This is a genomic window from Actinoplanes siamensis, assembly GCF_016862395.1.
Classification (GTDB): domain Bacteria; phylum Actinomycetota; class Actinomycetes; order Mycobacteriales; family Micromonosporaceae; genus Actinoplanes; species Actinoplanes siamensis.
Genome location: NZ_BOMW01000018.1, coordinates 51,077 through 71,245, shown reverse-complemented (window position 1 = coordinate 71,245; position 20,169 = coordinate 51,077). Strand labels below are relative to the sequence as shown.

The 20,169-nt window shown below is 72.9% G+C and carries 20 protein-coding genes; 12 read left to right on the top strand and 8 right to left on the bottom strand.

Features of this window, described 5'->3' with window-relative positions:
- The first annotated feature begins 33 nt into the window (after positions 1 to 33).
- The 4 genes from Asi03nite_RS09245 to Asi03nite_RS09230 all read left to right on the top strand — a co-directional run bounded on the left by Asi03nite_RS09245 (position 34) and on the right by Asi03nite_RS09230 (position 2,740).
- Complete coding sequence (locus Asi03nite_RS09245) at positions 34 to 969, top strand: aliphatic sulfonate ABC transporter substrate-binding protein (RefSeq protein WP_239102562.1); 936 nt, start codon at positions 34 to 36, stop codon at positions 967 to 969.
- The gene (locus Asi03nite_RS09240; protein ID WP_203678140.1) at positions 966 to 1,793 is read left to right on the top strand and encodes an ABC transporter permease; all 828 of its coding nucleotides are present in this window, start codon (positions 966 to 968) and stop codon (positions 1,791 to 1,793) included. The genes Asi03nite_RS09245 and Asi03nite_RS09240 overlap by 4 nt, the downstream gene beginning before the upstream one ends.
- Complete coding sequence (locus tag Asi03nite_RS09235) at positions 1,790 to 2,491, top strand: ABC transporter ATP-binding protein (protein WP_203678139.1); 702 nt, start codon at positions 1,790 to 1,792, stop codon at positions 2,489 to 2,491. The genes Asi03nite_RS09240 and Asi03nite_RS09235 overlap by 4 nt, the downstream gene beginning before the upstream one ends.
- Positions 2,492 to 2,554: 63 nt before the next feature.
- Positions 2,555 to 2,740, top strand: coding sequence for a hypothetical protein (locus Asi03nite_RS09230; RefSeq protein WP_203678138.1), 186 nt, complete (start codon positions 2,555 to 2,557; stop codon positions 2,738 to 2,740).
- Here Asi03nite_RS09230 and Asi03nite_RS09225 read toward each other — a convergent pair.
- Positions 2,737 to 4,944, bottom strand: coding sequence for an ATP-binding protein (locus tag Asi03nite_RS09225; RefSeq protein WP_203678137.1), 2,208 nt, complete (start codon positions 4,942 to 4,944; stop codon positions 2,737 to 2,739). The genes Asi03nite_RS09230 and Asi03nite_RS09225 overlap by 4 nt on opposite strands.
- A gap of 193 nt (positions 4,945 to 5,137) precedes the next feature.
- Here Asi03nite_RS09225 and Asi03nite_RS09220 point away from each other — a divergent pair, with 193 nt between their 5' ends.
- Together Asi03nite_RS09220 and Asi03nite_RS09215 are read left to right on the top strand one after the other, a co-directional pair.
- Entirely contained in the window at positions 5,138 to 7,153 is a 2,016-nt protein-coding gene (locus Asi03nite_RS09220) for a sensor histidine kinase (protein WP_239102561.1), read from the top strand.
- 68 nt (positions 7,154 to 7,221) lie between these two features.
- On the top strand, positions 7,222 to 8,451 hold the full coding sequence (locus Asi03nite_RS09215; protein ID WP_203678135.1) for a GAF domain-containing sensor histidine kinase: 1,230 nt from the start codon (positions 7,222 to 7,224) through the stop codon (positions 8,449 to 8,451).
- Here Asi03nite_RS09215 and Asi03nite_RS09210 read toward each other — a convergent pair.
- The gene (locus Asi03nite_RS09210; protein WP_203678134.1) at positions 8,442 to 9,239 is read right to left on the bottom strand and encodes an isocitrate lyase/PEP mutase family protein; all 798 of its coding nucleotides are present in this window, start codon (positions 9,237 to 9,239) and stop codon (positions 8,442 to 8,444) included. The genes Asi03nite_RS09215 and Asi03nite_RS09210 overlap by 10 nt on opposite strands.
- Positions 9,240 to 9,248: 9 nt before the next feature.
- On the bottom strand, positions 9,249 to 10,226 hold the full coding sequence (locus Asi03nite_RS09205; RefSeq protein WP_203678133.1) for an NAD(P)-dependent alcohol dehydrogenase: 978 nt from the start codon (positions 10,224 to 10,226) through the stop codon (positions 9,249 to 9,251).
- Between the two features lie 93 nt (positions 10,227 to 10,319).
- Here Asi03nite_RS09205 and Asi03nite_RS09200 point away from each other — a divergent pair, with 93 nt between their 5' ends.
- Positions 10,320 to 10,985, top strand: coding sequence for a TetR/AcrR family transcriptional regulator (locus Asi03nite_RS09200; protein WP_203678132.1), 666 nt, complete (start codon positions 10,320 to 10,322; stop codon positions 10,983 to 10,985).
- Between the two features lie 9 nt (positions 10,986 to 10,994).
- Here the strand turns inward: Asi03nite_RS09200 and Asi03nite_RS09195 are convergent, their stop codons facing one another.
- Positions 10,995 to 11,492, bottom strand: coding sequence for an FBP domain-containing protein (locus tag Asi03nite_RS09195; protein WP_203678131.1), 498 nt, complete (start codon positions 11,490 to 11,492; stop codon positions 10,995 to 10,997).
- Between the two features lie 270 nt (positions 11,493 to 11,762).
- On the opposite strand from Asi03nite_RS09195, the gene Asi03nite_RS09190 reads away from it, so the two are divergent.
- Together Asi03nite_RS09190 and Asi03nite_RS09185 are read left to right on the top strand one after the other, a co-directional pair.
- Positions 11,763 to 12,344, top strand: a complete 582-nt coding sequence (locus Asi03nite_RS09190; RefSeq protein ID WP_203678130.1) for a cadmium resistance transporter — start codon at positions 11,763 to 11,765, stop codon at positions 12,342 to 12,344.
- Between the two features lie 67 nt (positions 12,345 to 12,411).
- A complete protein-coding gene (locus tag Asi03nite_RS09185; RefSeq protein ID WP_203678129.1) occupies positions 12,412 to 13,293 on the top strand; it encodes a shikimate dehydrogenase family protein in 882 nt (293 codons plus the stop codon).
- Positions 13,294 to 13,414: 121 nt separating this feature from the next.
- Here the strand turns inward: Asi03nite_RS09185 and Asi03nite_RS09180 are convergent, their stop codons facing one another.
- From Asi03nite_RS09180 to Asi03nite_RS09165, 4 genes are all read right to left on the bottom strand, one after another.
- Entirely contained in the window at positions 13,415 to 13,981 is a 567-nt protein-coding gene (locus tag Asi03nite_RS09180; RefSeq protein WP_203678128.1) for a hypothetical protein, read from the bottom strand.
- Positions 13,982 to 14,012: 31 nt separating this feature from the next.
- Complete coding sequence (locus tag Asi03nite_RS09175) at positions 14,013 to 15,206, bottom strand: GAF domain-containing sensor histidine kinase (RefSeq protein ID WP_203678127.1); 1,194 nt, start codon at positions 15,204 to 15,206, stop codon at positions 14,013 to 14,015.
- A gap of 80 nt (positions 15,207 to 15,286) precedes the next feature.
- A complete protein-coding gene (locus Asi03nite_RS09170; RefSeq protein WP_203678126.1) occupies positions 15,287 to 16,267 on the bottom strand; it encodes a hypothetical protein in 981 nt (326 codons plus the stop codon).
- A 48-nt stretch (positions 16,268 to 16,315) separates the two neighbouring features.
- Positions 16,316 to 16,492 (bottom strand): hypothetical protein, encoded by a 177-nt coding sequence (locus Asi03nite_RS09165; RefSeq protein WP_203678125.1) that lies wholly within the window; start codon positions 16,490 to 16,492, stop codon positions 16,316 to 16,318.
- Between the two features lie 130 nt (positions 16,493 to 16,622).
- On the opposite strand from Asi03nite_RS09165, the gene Asi03nite_RS09160 reads away from it, so the two are divergent.
- The 3 genes from Asi03nite_RS09160 to Asi03nite_RS09150 are packed head-to-tail and all read left to right on the top strand — an operon-like array spanning position 16,623 to position 20,079.
- Complete coding sequence (locus tag Asi03nite_RS09160) at positions 16,623 to 18,038, top strand: family 2B encapsulin nanocompartment shell protein (protein WP_203678124.1); 1,416 nt, start codon at positions 16,623 to 16,625, stop codon at positions 18,036 to 18,038.
- Between the two features lie 2 nt (positions 18,039 to 18,040).
- Positions 18,041 to 19,228, top strand: a complete 1,188-nt coding sequence (locus tag Asi03nite_RS09155) for a family 2 encapsulin nanocompartment cargo protein terpene cyclase (protein ID WP_239102560.1) — start codon at positions 18,041 to 18,043, stop codon at positions 19,226 to 19,228.
- Positions 19,225 to 20,079: a geranyl diphosphate 2-C-methyltransferase gene (locus Asi03nite_RS09150; RefSeq protein WP_203678123.1), complete on the top strand. Its 855-nt coding sequence runs from the start codon at positions 19,225 to 19,227 to the stop codon at positions 20,077 to 20,079. The genes Asi03nite_RS09155 and Asi03nite_RS09150 overlap by 4 nt, the downstream gene beginning before the upstream one ends.
- The last annotated feature ends 90 nt before the right edge of the window (positions 20,080 to 20,169 follow it).

Sequence of the window (20,169 nt, the reverse complement as noted above, 5' to 3'; positions counted from 1 at the left end):
GATATGTCCTATCGACTTGATAGGATCAGGTCCATGCGTCGATCCCTTGCGCTCTGCGCGGCGATGATCCTGGCCGTGGCCGGTTGCGGCGGCTCACCCGGCGGCGACGACCGCGGCGGTGACGTGCTGCGGATCGGTTACCAGCGATTCGGCGGCCTCAGCCTGGTCAAGGCGCGGGGCGACGCGCCGGGGGTGGAGTGGTCGCTGTTCGAGAGCGGTCCCGCGCTCACCGAGGCGATCAAGGCCGGCGCGATCGACATCGGGCAAACCGGCGAGGCCCCGCCGATCTTCGCGGCCGCCGCGAAGACGCCGTTCGTGATCGCCGCGACCGGCGCGCCTTCGCCGAAGAGCGAGGCCGTGCTGGTCAAGGCGAGCAGGGGGTACAAGTCGTTCGCCGACCTGCGCGGCCGGACGATCGCGCTGAACAAGGGCTCGAACGTGCACTGGCTGCTGGTCAAACTGCTGGAGGCGAACGGGATGACGCTGCGGGACGTGACAGTGAAGTACCTCAAGCCCGCCGAGGGGCGCCCGGCGTTCGACAACGACCAGGTGGACGCGTGGATCATCTGGGACCCCTACTTCGCGCTCGCCGAGCAGCCCGGCGTGCGGGTACTCGCCGATGCCACCGGTCTGGCCAACAACCGGGAGTACCTGCTGGTCGCCAAGGACTCCGCGGAGAAGAAGACCGAGCAGATCAAGACCTTCCTGGCGACGTACGAGAAGACCACCGCCTGGGGGATCGCTCACCCGGCCGAGCGCGCGAAGGTCCTCGCCCCGGAATTGAAGATCGACGAGGCCACCACCGAGCGGGCCCTGGCCCGCGCCGCGCAGCCGGTCGCCCCGCTCACCCCGGCCGTCGGCGACGAGCTGCAGGCCATCGCCGACGGGTTCACCGAGTTGGACCTCATTCCCGGCAGGGTGGACGTCAGGTCGCTGATCGACACCAGGTTCTCCGGAGCGGCGCAGTGACGACGATCGCGGCGCCGGACGCCGCGGTCGCCGGCGGGGCGGCCGTGGGGAACGCGCCCCGGCGCAAGCGGGTCCGCTGGCAGCGGGCGATCAGCCCGGTCGCGATCCTGGTGCTCTGGGAGGCCGGCGGCCGGGCCGGGCTGATCCCCGAGGACAAGCTGCCGGCGCCCACCGCCGTGCTGCGCACCGGGTGGCGGCTGGCCGCCGACGGCACGCTCGGCGAGCACCTGCTCAGCTCGCTCAGCCGTGCCGCGATCGGGCTGCTGATCGGCGGGTCGCTCGCGCTGGCGCTCGGCGCGGTCGCGGGTCTGCTGCGGCTCGGCGACGACGTGGTCGACCCGCCGGTGCAGATGGCCCGGATGCTGCCGCACCTGGCGCTGGTCCCGCTGCTGATCATCTGGGTCGGCATCGGTGAGTCGATGAAGATCACCCTGGTCTCGCTGGGCGCGTTCTTCCCCCTTTACTTCAATCTCTACGCCGGGATCCGCGACATCGACGAGCGGCTCGTCGAGGCGGCCCGGACCTGCGGCCTCGGCACCTGGGCCCGGATCCGGCACGTGGTGCTGCCCGGCGCGCTGCCGTCATTGTTCCTGGGCCTGCGGCTGGCGATCGGCGCGGCCTGGCTGAGCCTGGTGGTCGGCGAACAGACCAACACCCAGAGCGGCATCGGCTTCCTGATGATGGAGGCCCGCGAGTTCAGCCAGACCGACGTCGTGGTCCTGGGCCTGTTCGTGTACGCGGCGCTGGGCCTGATCTCCGACGTGCTGCTGCGCGTCGCCGAGCGGCGGGCGCTGGTCTGGCGCCGCGGATTGCAGGCGTCATGAGCGTGGTGGTGGCCGCGAGGATCAGCCGGTCGTTCGGCGCCACCCGGGTGCTGGACGGCGTGGACCTCACCGTCGCGAAGGGGGAGGTGGTCGCGCTGCTCGGCGGCAGTGGCTCGGGCAAGAGCACGCTGCTGCGGATCCTGGCCGGGCTGGACCCGGAGGCGGGCGGCGAGTCCACCGTGCCGGCCCGGCGTGCTGTCGTCTTCCAGGAGCACCGGCTGCTCCCGTGGAAACGGGTGGTCGACAACGTGGGCCTGGGCATCCGGGATCCGGGCGCCCGCTCCGCCGACGCGCTCGCCGAGGTGGGGCTCGCCGACCGGGCCCGGGCGTGGCCCGCGGAGCTCTCCGGCGGCCAGGCGCAGCGGGTGGCGTTCGCCCGGGCGCTGGCCCGCGAGCCCGAGGTGCTGCTGCTCGACGAGCCGTTCGGCGCGCTGGACGCGCTCACCCGGCTGCGGATGCAGGAGCTGTTCGGGCGGCTGCGCGCCCGGCACGGTTTCGCGGCGCTGCTGGTCACCCACGACGTCGACGAGGCGCTGCTGCTCTCCGACCGGGCGCTGGTGCTGGCCGGCGGGCGGATCGCAGCCGAGGTGCCGGTCGGGCTGCCGTATCCGCGGGTGCCGGACGCCCCCGGGTTCGCCCGGCTCCGCCGCCGGCTCCTGGACCTGCTCGGAGTACCGCTCGCGGCGGGTGCGGGCTGAGCGGCCGACGGTCCGGCCCCGTCGATCTCCGCCGGCTCGAACAGCTCGGCCGGCGGGGTCCGCATGAGGCCGCTGGAGGATGAAGACCGCCACCGGCGGCGTGACCACCACGTTGATCAGCATCAGGCCGGTCAGGCTGTCACGCGGCCGGAGCCGGCCGAACGGGACGTACCGCGGGATGATCATCGCCTGGGCGGGCGCCGCCAGGCCGAGCGCGAAGATCCCGAAGCGATCAACAAGATTGACTAGGGTAAATGCACGTGAACAGGCGACACCTGGCTCTCGGCCGACCGGAGCGGTTCTGGTGCATGCGTCGCCGCGCCCGGCAGCGTGAATGCGAAGATCGTGCCGCCACCCGGGTTCGGGGCGGCCTCGATGCGCCCGCCGTGCCGCTCGACGATCCGCCGGCAGATCGCCAGGCCCAGCCCGGTGCCGGGGTGCGCGGCCCCGTTGCTGGCCCGGTGGAAGCTGTCGAAGACCGCTGCGTGCTCGCCGTCCGGGATGCCGATGCCCCGGTCGGCGATCCGGATCCGGACGCCGCCGTCCTCGTCGGTGCGCGCGGTGATGTCGATCCGCGGCGACTGCCCCGGCGGGGTGTACTTGATCGCGTTGCCGACCAGGTTGTCGATCACCTGCCGGAGCAGCACCGGGTCGGCGTGGACCTCCGGCAGCGGCCCGACGAACACGTCCGGCCGGGCGCCCGGCTCCTGCTCCGGCGCGTCGGTCCGGGTGGTGACCACGTCGTCGACCAGGGTGGGCAGGCTCAGCCGCTCGATGCGCAGGGTGGCGTCGCGGGCCGCGGTGTAGTCCAGCAGCTCGGTGATCAGCCGCTGCATCCGGGCGGCGCCGTGCAGCACCTTGGCGGTGCCCTGGCGGGCCTGTCCCAGGGTGGGCGCGCCGGCCCCGGCCGCCAGGTCGTCGAGAGCCTCGGCGACCAGCTCGGCATATGCGCTGACCAGGGTGAGCGGCGCCTTCAGGTCGTGCGCCACCACCCCGGCGAAGCCGCGCAGCTCGGTCTCCACCCGCTTGCGGTCGGTGATGTCGTGGAACACCGCGACCGCCCCACGCCTGCCGCTCGCGGTGTCGATCGGCCGCGCCGACACGCTGAGCACCCGGCCGTCCGGATGGGTGGCGTTGCGGACCACCATCTCCACGTGGTCCACGCTCTCCCCGGCCAGCGCCCGGACCAGCGGCATCTCCGCGGTCGGGAACGCGGTGACGCCGTCCGGCCGGTACAGCCCGAAGTGCCGCTGCCAGCTCTCCGCCCCGCAGTCCTGCGCCGCCTCCCGGCCCAGTATCTGCCGGGCCGCCGGGTTGTGCAGCAGGAAGTGACCGTCCGGGCCGATCACCCCGACCCCGTCGCTGATGCTGTCCAGCACCGCGCGCAGCAGCACCGCCTGCCGCTTCGTCTCGGACTGCTCCTCGACCAGTTGGGCGGTCCGTGACCGGACCCGGGCGCGGGCCCGTTCCCGGCCGGTGGCCAGCACCCAGACCAGCACCGTGGTCAGCAGCGTGAGCAGCACGCCGCCGCCGGCCACGGCCGCCGGCAGGCCGGTGTCCGCGCCGGGCAGACTGCCCCGGCGGGCGGCCAGCCGCAGGGTCCACATCGAGTCGGCGACCGGCGCCTCCACGGCGCGGCGCAGATCCGCCCGGCCCTCGGCGGTGTCGCGCACGGTGGCGACGGTGACCGGCCGGCCGTCCGCGTTGTCCGCCTCCAGGCGCAGGTCGGCCAGCCCGGATCCGGCTGCCCGCAACGTGGCGCCCATGAAGTCCTGGCCGCGCACGCCGAGCACCAGCCAGCCCAGGAAACTCTGCCCGATCCCCTGCTGGACCGGGGCGGCCAGGACGAACGAGTGCTGCCGCTGAGCGGCCGGCACCCCCTGGTCGACCAGCAACTGGTAGGTGTCCGAGACGGCGACGTCCCGGCTGCGGCGCGCCTCGGCCAGCACCGCCGCGGGGGCGGCGGCCTGCATCATGTCCAGCCCGGCCGTGGCCGAGCCGCCGTCCAGCGGGACGGCCAGCACCGAGAAGGCGTGCTCACCGGTGCCGACCGGGCTCAGACGCAGGCCGTGCGCGCCGCGGTCGCGCCAGGTCCGCTGGACCCGCTCGACGTCGCGGTGCCCGGTCGGCACGACCAGGGCGATCGAGGTGGCGCCGGCCAGCTTCATGGTGTGCAGCGGCGCCATGACGGTGGCGTACTCGCCGGCGGTCAGCGTCTGCTGGGCGCCGACCGCGGCGGCGGTGGTGCGCAGCGTTTCGACGTACCGCTGGGTCTCGGCCCGGACCACGGCGGCGGCGGAGGCGGCCCGGCGGTCCATCTGCACGCCCGCGGTGGACCGCTCGTCGCGGCGCAGCACCGCCCCCATGCCCAGCGCGACGGCGCAGCCCACCACGGTGACCAGGGCGCTGACGGCGACCGCCCAGCTCCGTGGTTGACCACGTCTCCGGCTCACCTCCGACTAATCGTCGGGGGCGGCGGATCCCTAAGCGCGAGCCGCCGGCGAGGGGCCGCCTGCCACTTTCCTCCAGGTTCGATACCTCTTCGAGGGAGTCCTCACGTCCCGGATGTTCAGCCCTTCGCCGTTCGTGCCGAAAGGGGAGACAGAGCTCTCGACGAGACCCGAGGCGATCACTGTGCGTCTTCCGATGATCCCGAGCACCGCGCGGTTCGCGGCGCTCTACCTGGTGGCGATCGTGGCGGGGCAGCTCACCGTGCTCGGCAAGCCCGAGGCCATGCCGGTGATCTGGCCGGCCACCGCGGTCGCGGCGGTCTGGCTGGTCAACCGCAACGACTCCGGCTGGCGGCTGGTGGACGCCGGCGTGCTCGGGGTGCTCACCGTACTGGCCCTCGCGGTCACCGGGATGGACGCCGGCTCGGCCCTGGTGCACGGCGTGGCCGCGGTGACCGAGGCGCTGGTCTTCGCGTTCGCGGCGGCCCGCTGGCTGCCCGGCGTCTGGGTCTCCGGCGGCCGGCCGCTCACCTCGCTGGACGACCTGGTCCGGGTGCTGCTGGTGGCCACGGTCGCGGCGCTGAGCGGGGCGGTGCTCGGCGGCCTCGGCGACTGGCTGGTCACCGGCGGCCTCACCGCCACCGACGTGGCCGTCCTTCTGGTCCGGGACATCGTCAGCGTGCTGCTGTTCGGCGCCGCCGCGCGGCGGATGTGGGAGTTGCCGCCGGACCGGGAGACCTGGCTGGAGGGCGTGATCATCTTCGCCCTCTCGGCGGCCGCCTACTTCTACGTGTTCTTCGTCAACCAGTACCTGCCGATCGGGTTCGTGCTGGTGGCCATCACGGTCTGGGCGGCGCTCCGGTTGCCCACCGTGCTGGTGATCGCGCACGTCATGGTCTTCGGCACCGCCGCCGCCGTGTTCACCCTGCACGACCGGGGCCCGTACGCCGCGGCCGGCTCCAGCAGCCTGATCGTCCAGCTCTACATCGCGGTGCTGACGCTTGTCGGCCTCGCGCTGGCGTTCAGCCGCGACGAGCGCGCCGGCCTGATCCGGCGGCTGCGCGCCTCCGAGCACGAGGCCACCGAGAAGGCCGGCCTGATGACCACGATCGTCAACTCGATGACCGAGGGACTGGCCATCCTCGACCAGAACGGTCGTCTGGTGCTCCGCAATCCGGCCGCCGGGCGGTTGCTGGGCAGCACCGACAAGGTGGCCGGCGGCGCGCTGCTGGGCAGCGACTACGGCTTCTTCCAGCCGGACGGCGCCCCGCTCGCCGACGCCGAGCTGCCCTACCAGCGGGCCCTGGCCGGCCAGGACGTGCAGCCGATGGACGTGCTGGTCCGCAACGCCGCGGTGCCGGAGGGGCGGATCGTCCGGTTCAACGTGGCCCGCCTGACCGGTCCGGGCGCGCAGCAGCACGTGGTGGTGGTGTTCCACGACGTCACCGCGGACCGCCGGCACCGCGACGAGCTGATGTCGTTCGCCGGGGTGGTCGCGCACGACCTGCTCAACCCGCTGACCACGATCGAGGGCTGGGCCGAGGTGCTGGAGTCCGAGCTCGCCGGGTACCAGCCGGCCGAGCGGGTGGCCCGGATCCAGCGGGCCGCGGCGCGCATGCGGACGTTCCTGAACGGGCTGCTGGCATACACCGCGGCCCGCGACGGCAAGCTGATGCCCACCACTGTCAACCTGCAGCTGCTGCTCACCGACATCGCCAACAGCCGGTACGACCAGGCGGAGAGCGCCGGATCCCCGCCGCCACGATTCGCGCTCGGCCGGCTCGATCCGGTCGAGGGCGACCCGGTGCTGGTCCGGCAGCTGCTGGAGAACCTCGTCGACAACGCGCTGGAGCTGGTCCCGCCGGGCGTCCCGCCGCAGATCAGCGTCGCCGCGCAGCCCACACCGAACGGCCTGGTACGCGTCGAGATCCTGGACAACGGGCGGACCATCCCGGCCGGCCTGCTCCAGGCGATCTTCACCAACTTCCACCGCGGCGAGGGCACCTACGGCTCCGGGCTGGAGCTCGCGGTGTGCAAGCGGATCGTGGAGCGGCACGGCGGGACCATCGAGGCCACCGCGAATCCCTACGGCAGCGGCAACCGGATGACCTTCACGCTGCCGGCCGGGCGCTCGGCGTACGCCCGCACGCTGGACAGCGGATGGCAGCAACGGCAGCAGTCGTCCGGGGCGACCGCCCTGCACCCGAGGTAGATCTCATCACCCGGCCGCGGTGGCCGACCTGTAGGGGTGAGGGAAGCGGCGTCGCGAGGGGGAGTGGGATGGCGGCCACGCAGTACGCCGGCGCGATGCTGGAGGAGGAACGTCTCGCCGCACTCCGCGAGTACGAGATCCTGGACACCCGCGCCGAGCGTGACTTCGACGACATCGTGGTGCTCGCCGCGCAGGTCTGTGACAAGCCGATCGCCCTGATCAGCCTCATCGACGCGGACCGGCAGTGGTTCAAGGCGCGGGTCGGCACCGACGTGTGCGAGGGCCCGCGGGACACCTCGATGTGCGCGTACGCCATGCACGACCAGGGCGTCATGCAGGTCCCGGACGCACGGCTGGACCCGCGGTTCGCGGACTGCCCGACCGTCTCCGGCGACCCGTTCATCCGGTTCTACGCCGGCGCGCCGCTGCTCACCCCGCACGGCAAGCCGATCGGCACGCTCTGCGTCGCCGCCCCGGAGCCGGGCGTGCTCACCGCGGCCCAGCGCAGTGGCCTGCTGGCGCTGGCCCGGCACGTGGTGACCCAACTGGAGCTGCGCAAGTACGCCCGCGACGTGCACGCCCTCCACCAGCGGCTGAACAGCGCCGAGCGGATCAAGGACGAGTTCATCGCCCGGGTCAACCACGAGTTCCGCACGCCGCTCACCGCGATCAACGGTTACCTGGAGATGCTCGGCGACCCGGAGCTGCCCTCGGAGAGCCGGGACGGCTTCCTGCGGCGCGTCCAGCGCAACTCCGACCGGCTGCTCGCGCTGGTCAACGACATGCTGCTGGCCGCGCAGGTGAGCGCGGACAGCAGCCAGTTCGACCGGGTGCCCACCGACCTCGCGGTGCTCGCGCGGACCGCTGTCGACGCGAACCGCCCGCTCGCCGAGGCGAAGGGGCTGACCATCGCCGCGGACACCAGCGGGCCGGTCTTCGCCGACGTCGACCCGAGCCGGATGGCCCAGGCCCTGGAACGGCTGATCCTGAACGCTGTCAAGTTCACCCCGGCCGGCTCGATCACGGTACGGGCCGAGGCCCGCGACGGGCACGCGATGCTGCTGGTGTGCGACACCGGGGTCGGCATCGGCGCGGAGGACCGGGCCCGGGTGATGGCGCCGTTCGGCCGCTCCGCCGACGCGGAACGGCAGGAGGTGCAGGGGCTGGGACTCGGACTGAGCATCGTGAAGGCGATCGCCGAGGGGCACGACGGCGAGGTCACCATCGAGAGCGAGCCGGGCGACGGCACGACGGTCGGGATCGCCGTGCCGTCCACCGGCCCCTACCCTCAGCCCTGACCGAAGGCCGTCTCGATCTCGTCGTCGCGCAGGGCGCGGTCGCGGAACGTGGTGGTGCCGGCGGTGAGCAGCTCCCGGGCGGCGTCCCGCATCGCGCCGTAGGCGGCCCAGGCCAGGGCGCCGCCGGTGGAGATCCGCCGGACCCCGAGGGCGGCCAGCTCCGGCACGGCCGGGGCGCCGCCGACGGCCAGCACGTTGACCGGCGCCGGGACCTCCGCGACGACGCGCCCGAGGTCGGCGGGAGCCCGCAGGCCCGGGGCGTAGACGACGTCCGCGCCGGCCTCCCGGTACGCCCGCAGGCGGGTGATCGTGTCGTCGAGGTCGTCCCGCCCGTACAGATGGTTCTCCGCCCTCGCGGTGAGCACGATCCCGTGGCGGGCGCAGGCGCGGGCGGCCGCCGCCACCCGCTCGGCGCCGGTCTCCAGCGTCTCCAGGCGGCCGGTGACCGGGTCGTAGTCCTCGATCGAGATGCCCGCCGCGCCAGCCTCGGCCAGCAGGTCCACCGTCTCGCCGATGCCGGCCGCGGTCTCCGCGAAGCAGCGCTCGGCGTCCACGTTGAGCGGGACGTCCACCGCGGCGGTCAGCGCGGCCACGTGCGCCACCAGCTCGTCCCGGGTGACGTGCTGGTCCGGCTTGCCGAGCGTGGCGGCGAACCCGGACGACGTGGTGGCCAGCGCGGCGAAGCCCAGGCTCGCGAGCAGCCGTGCCGAACCGGCGTCCCACGGGTTCGGCAGGAGGAACGTGCCGGCCTCGTGGAGTTGTCGAAAACGCTCCCGCACCGCAGTCATCCCACGACCTTAGACGGTGAGCACGACCTTGGCGCCGGCGTGCTCGGTCTCCAGGTAGCGGATGGCCTCGGCGGCCTCGGCGAGCGGGTAGGTGCGGTCGATCGCCGGGGTGATCCGGCCGGCGGCGGCCAGCTCGCACAACGCGTCCAGAGTGGCCCGGCTCGGGTCGGGCGTCGGGGCGATCAAGCGGCGGCCACGCAGCAGCGGGGCGATCAGCCGGCCCCGGACGAACAGCGGCATCGGGCCGATCAGGCTGCCGCCGGTGGAGACGCCGCCGCCGGAGAGCACCAGCGTGCCGCCCGGCCGCAGCAGCCGCAGCAGGTCGCTCAGGCGGCGGTTGCCGACCAGGTCGAGGACCACGTCGTACCGCGCGGAGGTCGTGGTGAAGTCGGTGGTGGTGTAGTCGACCACCTGGTCCGCGCCGAGCCGGGTGACCAGGGCGTGGTGGCGGGCGCGGCAGACGGCGGTGACCCGGGCGCCACGCGCTCGGGCGATCTGGACCGCGAACGTGCCGACCCCGCCGGACGCGCCGTTGATCAGGACGGTCTCCGCCGGGCCGGCCTCGCGCAGGCAGGCCAGGGCCGTGCCGCCGGCCAGCGGGAGGGCGGCGGCCTGGACGAACGTGAGGTTCGCCGGGATCGGGGCGACCCACTCGGCGGGGACGCGGACGAACTGGGCGAAGGCGCCCTGCGGATGGCCCGCGTCGCCGAACACCCGGTCGCCGGCCGCGAACCCGGTGACGCCCGGACCGACGGCGACGACCTCGCCGGCGACGTCCCGGCCGCGGATCCGGCGGCGCGGGCGGGTCAGGCCCATCTCCAGGCGCATCAGGTACGGGTCGCCGCGCATGAGGTGCCAGTCGTAGGCGTTCAGAGCGGCCGCCCGCACCCGGATCAGCACCTCCCCGGAGCCCGGGACCGGGGTCGCTACGTCTGCCATGCGCAGTTGCCCAGGGCCGCCGTATCGGTCCTGCACGATCGCCTTCATCTCCGCCTCCCTCCAGGTGTACGGCGTACACCGTTGAGGTCGAGAGTAGGTGTACGGCGTACACCCGTCAATCGGCGAGGTTAGGGTTGGCACGTGGATGTTGCCGAGCGGCGGGCTCCGCTCAACCGGGACCGGGTGCTGCGTGCCGCCGTGGAGCTGGCCGACCGCACCGGGATCGACACGCTGAGCATGCGCAACCTGGCGCAGGAGCTCGGCGTCGTGCCGATGGCGCTGTACAAGCACGTGGCCAACAAGGACGAACTGCTCGACGGGATGCTGGACGCGGTGATCGCGTCGATCGGGTCGGCGCCCGGGGCACCGGACGGCGGCTGGCGCAGCGCCGTCCGGTCCCGGATCCTCGGCGCCCGGCAGGCACTGCTGCGCCACCCGTGGGCCTGGCGGCTGCTCGACTCCCGGGCCGACCCGACGCCCGCCATGCTCGGCTATCTGGACTCGGTGATCGGCCTCTTCCTGGCCGGCGGGTTCACCCCGGACCAGACCCACCACATCGTGCACGCGCTCGGCACCCGGCTGCTGGGCTACACACAGGACCTGTTCGACGACTCGCGGCCGGCGGCGCCGGAGGCCCGGCTGGCGCTGGCGCGCGCGCTGGCCGACAGCCACCCGAGTCTGGCGGCGATGGCGCGGGCCGCGGCGCACGACGAGTCGTCGGTGGTCGGATCCGGGTGCGACGACCAGTTCGAGTTCGAGTTCGCGCTGGACCTGCTCCTGGACGGCTTCGACCGCTTACCGCACTGATCCGGCGGGTCAGGCCGCGGTGATCCGGGAGGTGAAGGCGGTCAGCTTGAGCAGGGCCCGGTCGATCCTCTCGGCCAGGGTGAGGGTCTCCTCGAAGCGCACCAGCCGCATCCTCGGTTGTCGCTTCCCCCGCAGGTACAGCGAGCAGGCCAGGTCCGAGCAGAGGTACTCGCCGACCGAGTTGCCGTTGCGCCCGGCCGCGCCCGCCAGCGGCGCCGTGAACAGGGACACCCCGCCGGCCGCGTGGTCGGTCAGGCACACCTGGCACATGGTGGACCGGGCCGCGGATCCCCGGCCGCCGGCGCGTTCGGCCTTGCGCAGCAGGATGGAGACCCCGGGCATCGCGATCACCGCCCGCTGCGGGGCGGCCGGATCGGTCCAGCCGAGGAAGTCCAGGTCGGCCCAGGGGGTGTCACGGAAGTCGGTGGGCAGCTTGATCCGTGCCGCCTCACCCTTGCTGCAGTTGACGAACGAGGCCCGGATCTTCGCCTCGCTGATCGGTTCCATGAGGTCGGACCCTCGCACATCGGCCGCCGGACGTCACCCGATTTCGGCGATCCCCAGGAGCAGGCTGAAGACGCACCCGTCCGGGCCACTGGCGGCACCGCGAGCCGGGCTTTCCCGTCCGGCCGCCAGTCGCCCGGCGGCCGTGGTGGTCCGTGCCGGCTTTCCCGCGGGCCGTCCGGCGGCCGGTGGTCGTGGCGGCCGGCGACTGTCCCTGTGGAATCATGTGGCGCCGGACGAATGACCGGAACCGAACGGTGGTGAACCGACCGCGTGCTGACCACGATCGGGCAAGCGGTGGTGCTGTTCGCCGTCACCAACGTCGACGACATCCTGATCCTGGCGCTCTTCTTCGCCCGGGGCGCCGGCCACCGGCACACCACCCGCGACATCGCCGCCGGCCAGTACCTGGGCTTCACCGCCATCCTCGCGGTCGCCACCGCTGCCGCGTTCGGCGCTACCTTCCTGCCGGAGCGTGCCGTCCCGTTCCTCGGGCTGCTCCCGCTGGCGCTGGGGATCCGGGCCGCGGTCCGGGCGTGGCGGCTCCGGCACGACGCTGGCGAGGACGAGGAGCCCCGCGCCGGCGGCCCCGGCCCGCTCCAGGTGGCCGCGGTGACCTTCGCCAACGGCGGCGACAACCTCGGCGTCTACGTCCCGGTCCTGGCCACGGCCGGGGTGGGCGGGATGGCGGCGTACCTCGTCGTGTTCCTGATCCTGGTCGCGGTCTGGGTCGCCGCCGGCCGGTTCTTCGCCACCCGCCCGCCGGTCGCTCGGGCGCTCGGCCGGTGGGGTCACCTCCTGCTCCCGATCGTCCTGATTGGAATCGGCCTGCTGATCCTTGCCGAGGCTCTGTGACATCCCGGCTGGGGCCCTGTGGCGAGGTGCCCGTCGAGGTCCTCGCGGCTGCGGATAGCGTGAGGTCGTGTCCACGGTGTGGTTCGTCGGGGTGTCGACCGGGCAGTCCCTGATCAACGAGGCGTTCCCGGTCTGGATGAAGGACCTCGGCCGGGAGGCGCGGCTGGTCGGGCGCGACCTGCCGGTGGGCGCGCCCGCCGGGGCCTACCGGGAACTCGTCGGCGAGCTGCTGGCGGACGGCGAGGTGCTCGGGGCGGTGATCACCACGCACAAGGTGGCCCTGGTGCGCGCCGCCGGCGACCTGCTCGGGACGCTGGATCCGCTGGCCGCCGAGTGCGGCGAGGCGAACTCGCTGCGGCGGCGGGGAGGCGTTCTGGAGGGCTTCGCCCGCGATCCGCTGTCGATCGGCCGGGTCGTCGACGAGATCTGGCCCGCCGGGGGAGAGGTGATCTGCCTCGGCGCGGGCGGGAGTGCTGTCGCGCTCGGGCGCCACCTGCTGACCCGGGCGACGACGCCGGCGCGGCTGGTGTTCGCCGATCGGGACGAGACTGCGGCGCGGCACCTGCGCGGCGTGCTGGCGCCGTGGGCGCGGCGGCGCGGCGGCGACGTGAGCGTGCTGGTCGGGAACGGGCCGTGGGACGAGCTGGTGGAGTCGGGTACGGCGGGGACGCTCGTGGTGAACGCGACGGGGCTCGGGAAGGACCGGCCGGGCAGCCCGCTCAGCTCGCGGGTGCGGTTCCCGGCGGGCACGGTGGTCTGGGAGCTCAACTATCGCGGCGATCTGGCGCTGCTGCGGCGCGCGCGGAAGCGCCCGGACCTGGTGACACACGACGGGTGGGGACTGTTCTGCCACGGGTGGGCGGCGGCGCTCGGCCCGATCCTGGACCTGCCGGACGAGGTGGCGACCGCCCGGCGCTTCGCCGAGCTCGCCGCGCCGCTGCGCCCCTGAGCGGAGACCGCACGCCGTTGCGCCGGCCGTCGCCGCGGGGCCGGTGCGGCGGAATCGGCGGGTGGTGGGGGATCGGCGGGGTGGTGGGGGCGCAACCGGAGGGCCGGAGGGGCGGAATCGGTCAGGGGACCGCGCCGAGCATGGTGAGGACGTCGGTGAACATCGTGGTCGTCGCGACCGGGTTCAGGTGTTCGGCCTGCCAGCCACGGGACCGGACGCCCTGCAGCACGGCGATCATCGTGGTCCGGACGGTGCGCAGCGTGGCCGGGGAGAGCAGCACCGCCGAGGTGCCGTCGGCGTGCGCCGCCCGGGACGCCGCGCCCAGGGCGACCAGGGCCGCGGCCGAGCCGTTCAGGATCTGGGCGACGTGCAGGCGGTCGCGGTCCAGGTTGAAGGCGGCGACGTGCACGGCCAGGCCCAGCGCGGCCAGCAACCGGCCGGTCTCGTCGCCGCTGAGCACGGCCGGCATGGTGGCGGCGTCGCTCTCGGTGGCCGCGATGCCCTCGCCGAGGCCGGTCACCAGCTCCGCCGCGATCTCCGGCGGGACGCTCATGCCGGCCAGCGGGACCCCGGGCAGGCGGCGCCGCAGCGCGGCCTCGACGGCGTCGCGGATCACGAAGCCCGGCACCACCCGGTGCTGCTCGGCGAGCCGTCGCATGATCACCGCGACGAGGTCGTCGGGGGTCATCGGCGGCTCCATCCACCCACCGTATCGGTGCTCAGCCCAGGCCCGGCAGGGTGACCCGGGCGGTGGTGCCGAGCATGTCGCTGGTCACGTCCAGTGAGCCGAGATGCGCGGCGATCGTCGCGCGGGCGATCGTCAGGCCGAGGCCGACGCCGGGAATCGCCTGCTCGCGGGCGTGCCGGCCGCGGTAGAAGCGGTCGAAGACGTACGGCAGCTCATCGCCGGGAATGCCGACGCCCGCGTCGGTGATCTCCACGGCCGGCTGCGGGGCGGCGGAGGCCCGGACGGTGATCGGCCGGTCCGCCGGGGTGAACAGCAACGCGTTGCGCAGCAGCTGCTCCAGGGCCAGCGCCAGCCGGGCCAGATCGGCCTGGACCAGCGCCGGCGGCCCGGTCCGGACGTCTATCGGCTCGGTCCGCAGCGCGGCCAGCGGGCGGCAGGCGGTCAGCGCGGCCGCGACCACGATGTTCAGGTCGACCGGGCCGACCGGGGCGGGCGGCGGCGCGTCCGGCGGACGGGTGCCGGCCAGGATGTGGTCGACCATCGAGACCAGCCGTTGCCCGTTGCGCTGGATCGGTTCGATCAGGTGGCGGTACGGCGCCAGCTCCTCGTTCTCGCCGAGCAGCTCGAGGTAGCCATGGATGCTGGTGACCGGGGTACGCAGCTCGTGCGTGATCGTGGCGACCAGGTCCTCCTCGCGCTGCGCGGCACGGGCCAGGTGGTCGCCCAGTTCGGCCGTGCGCAGCCGGCTGCGGATCGCGGCCAGGTGCGTGGCGGCCTGCCCGGCGAACGTGGCGAGCGCGTCCACCTGCCGGTCCGAGACGTCGCGTGGCTGGTCGTCGATCACGCACATCGCGCCCAGCACGAAACCTTCCTCGTCGATCACCGGGGCGCCGGCGTAGAACCTGATGTTCGGCGCGTCGAGCACGTTGCGGTACCTCGCGAAGTCCGGGTGCCGCCGGGCGTCCGGGACGATCAGCGGTGACCGGGCCGGCACGACGTGCGCGCAGAACGAGACGTCGAGCGGGGTCTCCCGATCCGCCAGCCCGACGTTGCCGGCGAACCACTGCCGGTCCCGGTCGACCATCGAGACCGCCGCCATCGGGGTGTCGAACATGGTGGCGGCGAGCCGGGTCAGATCGTCGAGCACCCGGGGCCGGGGCTGGTCCAGCACCTGATACGTCTGCAGCGCGGCGAGCCGGGCCTCGTCGTTCACAGCGTCCCACACAGCCTGACCATCGGCTCCGCTCCGGCATTGCTGAGGGCAGGGGCGGGGCGATGGGCGGTGGACGCGACGCGGGCGCCGGCTCAGCCTTTGGTGGCGACGGCGCGCTTGCCCACCGCCTTGACCGACCAGGTCACCGTGGCCCCGGTGAACGGATTCTTCGCGCTCACGTGCACGCCGCCCTTGATGTCGGTGACCGCGACGACCTTGAAGCCGAGCTCGTCGTTGACCGTCCGGGCCTCGGACCGCGCCCAGGTGCGGATGGTGCTGGCCCGCACCGCTCTGCCGCCCGACTTGGCGGTGGCGGTCGCGGCGCCGGCCAGGGCCGCCCGCCGCACGCTGCCCGCCATGTCGAGGTACGCGGTGGCCTTGTCCAGCAGCGCCTTGGCGATCACCGAGGAGTCCGGTGGCAGCGTCACGGTCTGCGGGCCGTAGTCGAAGGTGAGGGACGCCCTGTCGGTGCCCTGGGTGACCTCGACGGCGCCGAACAGGCCGGTGGCGCTCGTGGTGAAGACGAAGGTGGCGTGGTCCGCGTCGGTGTAGGTGTAGTCGGTGGTGCCGTCGTCGTGGACGGTCTTCGTGCCGGGGTGCCGGGCGTCGCCGCCGATCAGGCCGGACGGGACGGGCACGCCCTCCAGCCAGGCGTCCAGGGTGAGCGCCGGGTCCGGCTGGAAGGAGTAGGTCGCGGAGGGGTGGCCGGCCATCTTGGCGGCGGCCGGCCCGGTGCCGGTCAGGGACAGGTACTCGCCCCGGCCGGCCGCCGCGTAGAAGCTCGCCGGCCCGGACGTGACGGCGCCGGTGGTGGTGACGTACCCGAGACCGTGGTCCGGGTCGACGGCGAACTTCCCGGTGCCGGTCGCCGTCGCGCCGTCCTCGGTGACGCTCATCCGGTAGTCGCCGCCGAAGCCCGCCAGTTCGGCGGCCGCCGTGGTGCCGGCCACGCCCTTGAGCGCCGCGTACATCTGCGCGCCGGTCAGCGACGTCGTGGTGTCGGCGGCCCGGGCGGGCGCGGGCGCGATCACGGCGCCGGCCGCGACCATGGAGGTCAGCAGGATGCGGTACACCAGCGGAGTCCTTTCGAGATGGGATACGGCCGTGTGCGCGCCGGCCGGTCACTCCGCCCGGGTCTGCCCCGCGTCGTCGATCACGTGGGACGGCATTCCCAGCTTGCGGGACACTGCGGCGTGCTGCCGGGAGTTCGCGGAATTCGTCGGCCGGACCGCCGTGCGGGCCTCCGGCAGGGCGCGTGGATCACCGCGAATGCGCGCTGCCGAGCGGCGGGACTCCATGATCTGGAAGCGTAGAAGCACTGGTCAGAGCCCGTGTGCAGATTCCGTGAAATCAGACAAAGGAGCCGGGCGGTGGGATAGAACGACCGATAGACAGAGGGAATGAAAGACGACGAACGGGGTACGAACGGTGGCCACTCCCACCCAGTCCGAGGTCCGTGAGGACGACTTGGACCAGGAACAGAAGCGGAAGAGTCTCAGCACCGCGGCGGCGCGGAACCTGGCGACCACCACCAAGACGGTTCCGCAGATGCAGGAGATCACCTCCCGGTGGCTGCTGCGGAAACTGCCCTGGGTGCAGGTCTCCGGCGGCGTCTACCGGGTGAACCGGCGGATGACCTACCGGATCGGCGACGGCCGGCTCAGCTTCACCAACGTCGGCGCCCAGGTCCGCGTCGTTCCCGGCGAGCTGCGTGAGCTCTCCGTGCTCAGCGAGTTCGACGACGACGAGGTGCTGAGCACGATGGCCGACCGGTTCGTGCAGCGGGAGTACGAACCCGGCCAGGTCATCGTGGAGTTCGGCTCGGTCGCCGACCATCTGTACCTGATCGCGCACGGCAAGGTCAGCAAGATCGGTGTGGGTGACTACGGCGATCCGGTCAACCTGGGCGTGGTCGCGGACGGCGAGGCGTTCGGCGAGCAATCGCTCACCGAGGCGGAGCGGATCTGGGACTACACCGCGAAGGCGATGACAGCGGTGACCCTGCTGACCATCTCGCGGGCCGCGTTCACCGAGATCCTCGACCACAGCGACCGGCTCCGCGCGCATGTCGAGAACTTCCGGGCCAAGACCCGCCGGCCGCAGAACAAGCACGGCGAGGCGGCGATCAAGGTCGCGGCCGGTCACCAGGGCGAGCCGCAGCTCGACGGCACCTACGTGGACTACGAGCAGACCCCGCGGGAGTACGAGCTGAGCGTCGCGCAGACCATCCTGCGGGTGCACACCCGGGTCGCCGACCTCTACAACGAGCCGATGAACCAGGTGGAGCAGCAGCTCCGGCTGACCGTCGAGGCGCTGCGCGAGCGCCAGGAGTACGAGATCGTCAACAATCGCGAGTTCGGCCTGCTGCACAACGCCGACCTGCGGCAGCGCATCCACACCCGGAGCGGCCCGCCCACCCCGGACGACCTGGACGAGCTGCTCAGCATGCGGCGCAGCACCAAGCTGTTCGTGGCCCATCCGCAGGCGATCGCGGCGTTCGGCCGGGAGTGCACCAAGCGCGGCATCTACCCGCCGATGCTGGAGCAGGACGGTGGCACGTTCCTGTCCTGGCGCGGCGTGCCGATCCTGCCGTGCGGCAAGATCCCGGTGACCGAGACGCACACGACGTCGATCCTGGCGATGCGCACCGGTGAGGCGGACCAGGGCGTGGTCGGGTTGCACCAGATCGGGATCCCGGACGAGTACCAGCCCAGCCTGTCGGTGCGGTTCATGGGGATCGACGAGCAGGCGATCATGTCGTACCTGGTCAGCGCGTACTACTCGGCGGCCGTGCTGGTGCCGGACGCGCTGGGCGTCCTGGACCACGTCGAACTGTCGCACTGATCATGTTCGGCACACTGCTGGCACCCGACCCGGGGCTCGCGATGCCCGACCCCGGCAACGACCTGCCCCACCTCGGGCGGGAGATCGTGAACGACTTCACCGACGCGCCGTCCGGCGATCTCGGGGCGGTGCTCGGACCCGTACCGCGCGGAATCGGCCTCGGGCCGAGCGGACTGGGCACCTCCGCCGCCCGCATGTTCCGTCCGGAACCGCCGCCGCGGGCGCCGGACGAGCCGCGGCTGTTCTGCCCCGGCCCGCTGCGCGACGATCCCGCGCTGGGCGAGCGGGTCAACGAGGCCGTGGTCAGCTGGGCCGAGGAGGTCGGCATCTATCCCGGCCGCCTGGACCGGCTGCGCGCGGCGAACTTCGGCCGCTTCATGATGCTCGCCCATCCCGGCGCCGCCGACCCGGACCGCCTGCTCGCCGCCACGAAATGTCTGGTCGCGGAATGGGCGGCGGACGACTACTACGTGGACGAGGTGTCCCTGGGCGCCGACCCGATGGTGGTCGGCTCGCGGCTGGCCAACCTCCACGCGGTGGTCGACCCGGCGTCGCTGCCCCGCAGGTACGCGGCCGAGTTGGCCGAGCACCACAGGCTCCAGCCGATCTCGGTGGCCTTCCGCAGCGCCATGGAACACCTCGCCGGGTACGCGACCGTGACGCAGCTGGCGCGCTTCCGGCACCAGATGGCGATCCTGTTCCTGGCCTGGACGCAGGAGGCGGACTGGCACGCCAACCGCCGTACCCCGCCGGTCTGGGAGTACCTGGTCCAGCGGCACCTGAACAGCTACCTGCCGCCGATGATCCTGATCGACGTGCTGGCCGGCTACGAGCTGCCGCCGCACGAGTTCTACGACCCGCGCGTACGCGCGGCGTTCACCACCGCCGGCAACGCCGCGGTGCTGATCAACGACCTGTACTCCGGCAAGAACGAGTCCGAGACCGATCACAACCTGCCGAACGTGCTCGTGGCCCGGGACAGGCTCACCCACCGGGAGGCGGTCCTGCGCACCGTGGAGATCCACAACGAGCTGATGGACACCTTCGTGACCCGGGCCGCCGAGCTGTGCGCGTCCGGGTCGCCGAAGCTGCGCCGTTTTCTCGCCGACACGTGGGCGTGGCTGGGCGGCAGCCGGGAGTGGCACGCGACCAGCGGCCGCTATCACGACTCCAAGGAGAAGAAACCATGACGACCACCGCCGTCTCCCCGTTGCGCACCGACTTCGAGCGCTCGGTGGCGAACTACTGGAACACCAACCGGGTCGATCCGGTGAACCTCCGGCTCGGCGAGGTCGACGGCCTCTACCACCACCACTACGGCATCGGCGAGCCGGACTGGAGCGTGCTCGACGGCCCGGCCGAGACCCGCGGGCAGCGGGTCGTCGCGGAACTCCACCGCCTGGAGAGCGCCCAGGCCGACCTGCTGCTCGACCACCTCGGACCGATCAAGCCGACCGACGCGGTGCTGGACGGCGGCTCCGGCCGCGGCGGCACCAGCATCATGGCCAACGCCCGCTTCGGCTGCCAGGTCGACGGCGTCTCGATCTCGGAATACCAGGTCGGCTTCGCGAACGAGCAGGCCGCGCTGCGCGGAGTCGCCGGCAAGGTGCGGTTCCACTTCCGGAACATGCTGCAGTCCGGCATGGAGACCGGGTCGCGGCAGGCGATCTGGACGAACGAGACGACGATGTACGTCGACCTGTTCGACCTGTACGCGGAGTTCGCCCGGATGCTCCGGTTCGGTGGGCGCTATGTCTGCATCACCGGCTGCGCCAACGACGCGACCGGCCGGCGGTCCAAGTCGGTGAGCCGGATCAACGAGCACTACACCTGCGACATCCACCCGCGCAGCGACTACTTCAAGGCGCTGGCCGCCCACGACCTGGTCCCGATCAATGTGGTCGACCTGACCGCGGCGACCATCCCGTACTGGGAGATGCGGGCCCGGTCCGACGTGGCCACCGGCATCGAGGAGGCGTTCCTCACGGCGTACAAGGAAGGCAGTTTCCACTACCTCCTGATCGCCGCCGACCGGGTCTGACCAGCCCGGCCGGAGCCCGCCGCCGGGGGCCACCGCCCCCGGCGGCGGTTGCGGCGCGGTGTTTCGCCATTGCGTGGACGGCCTCCCGCA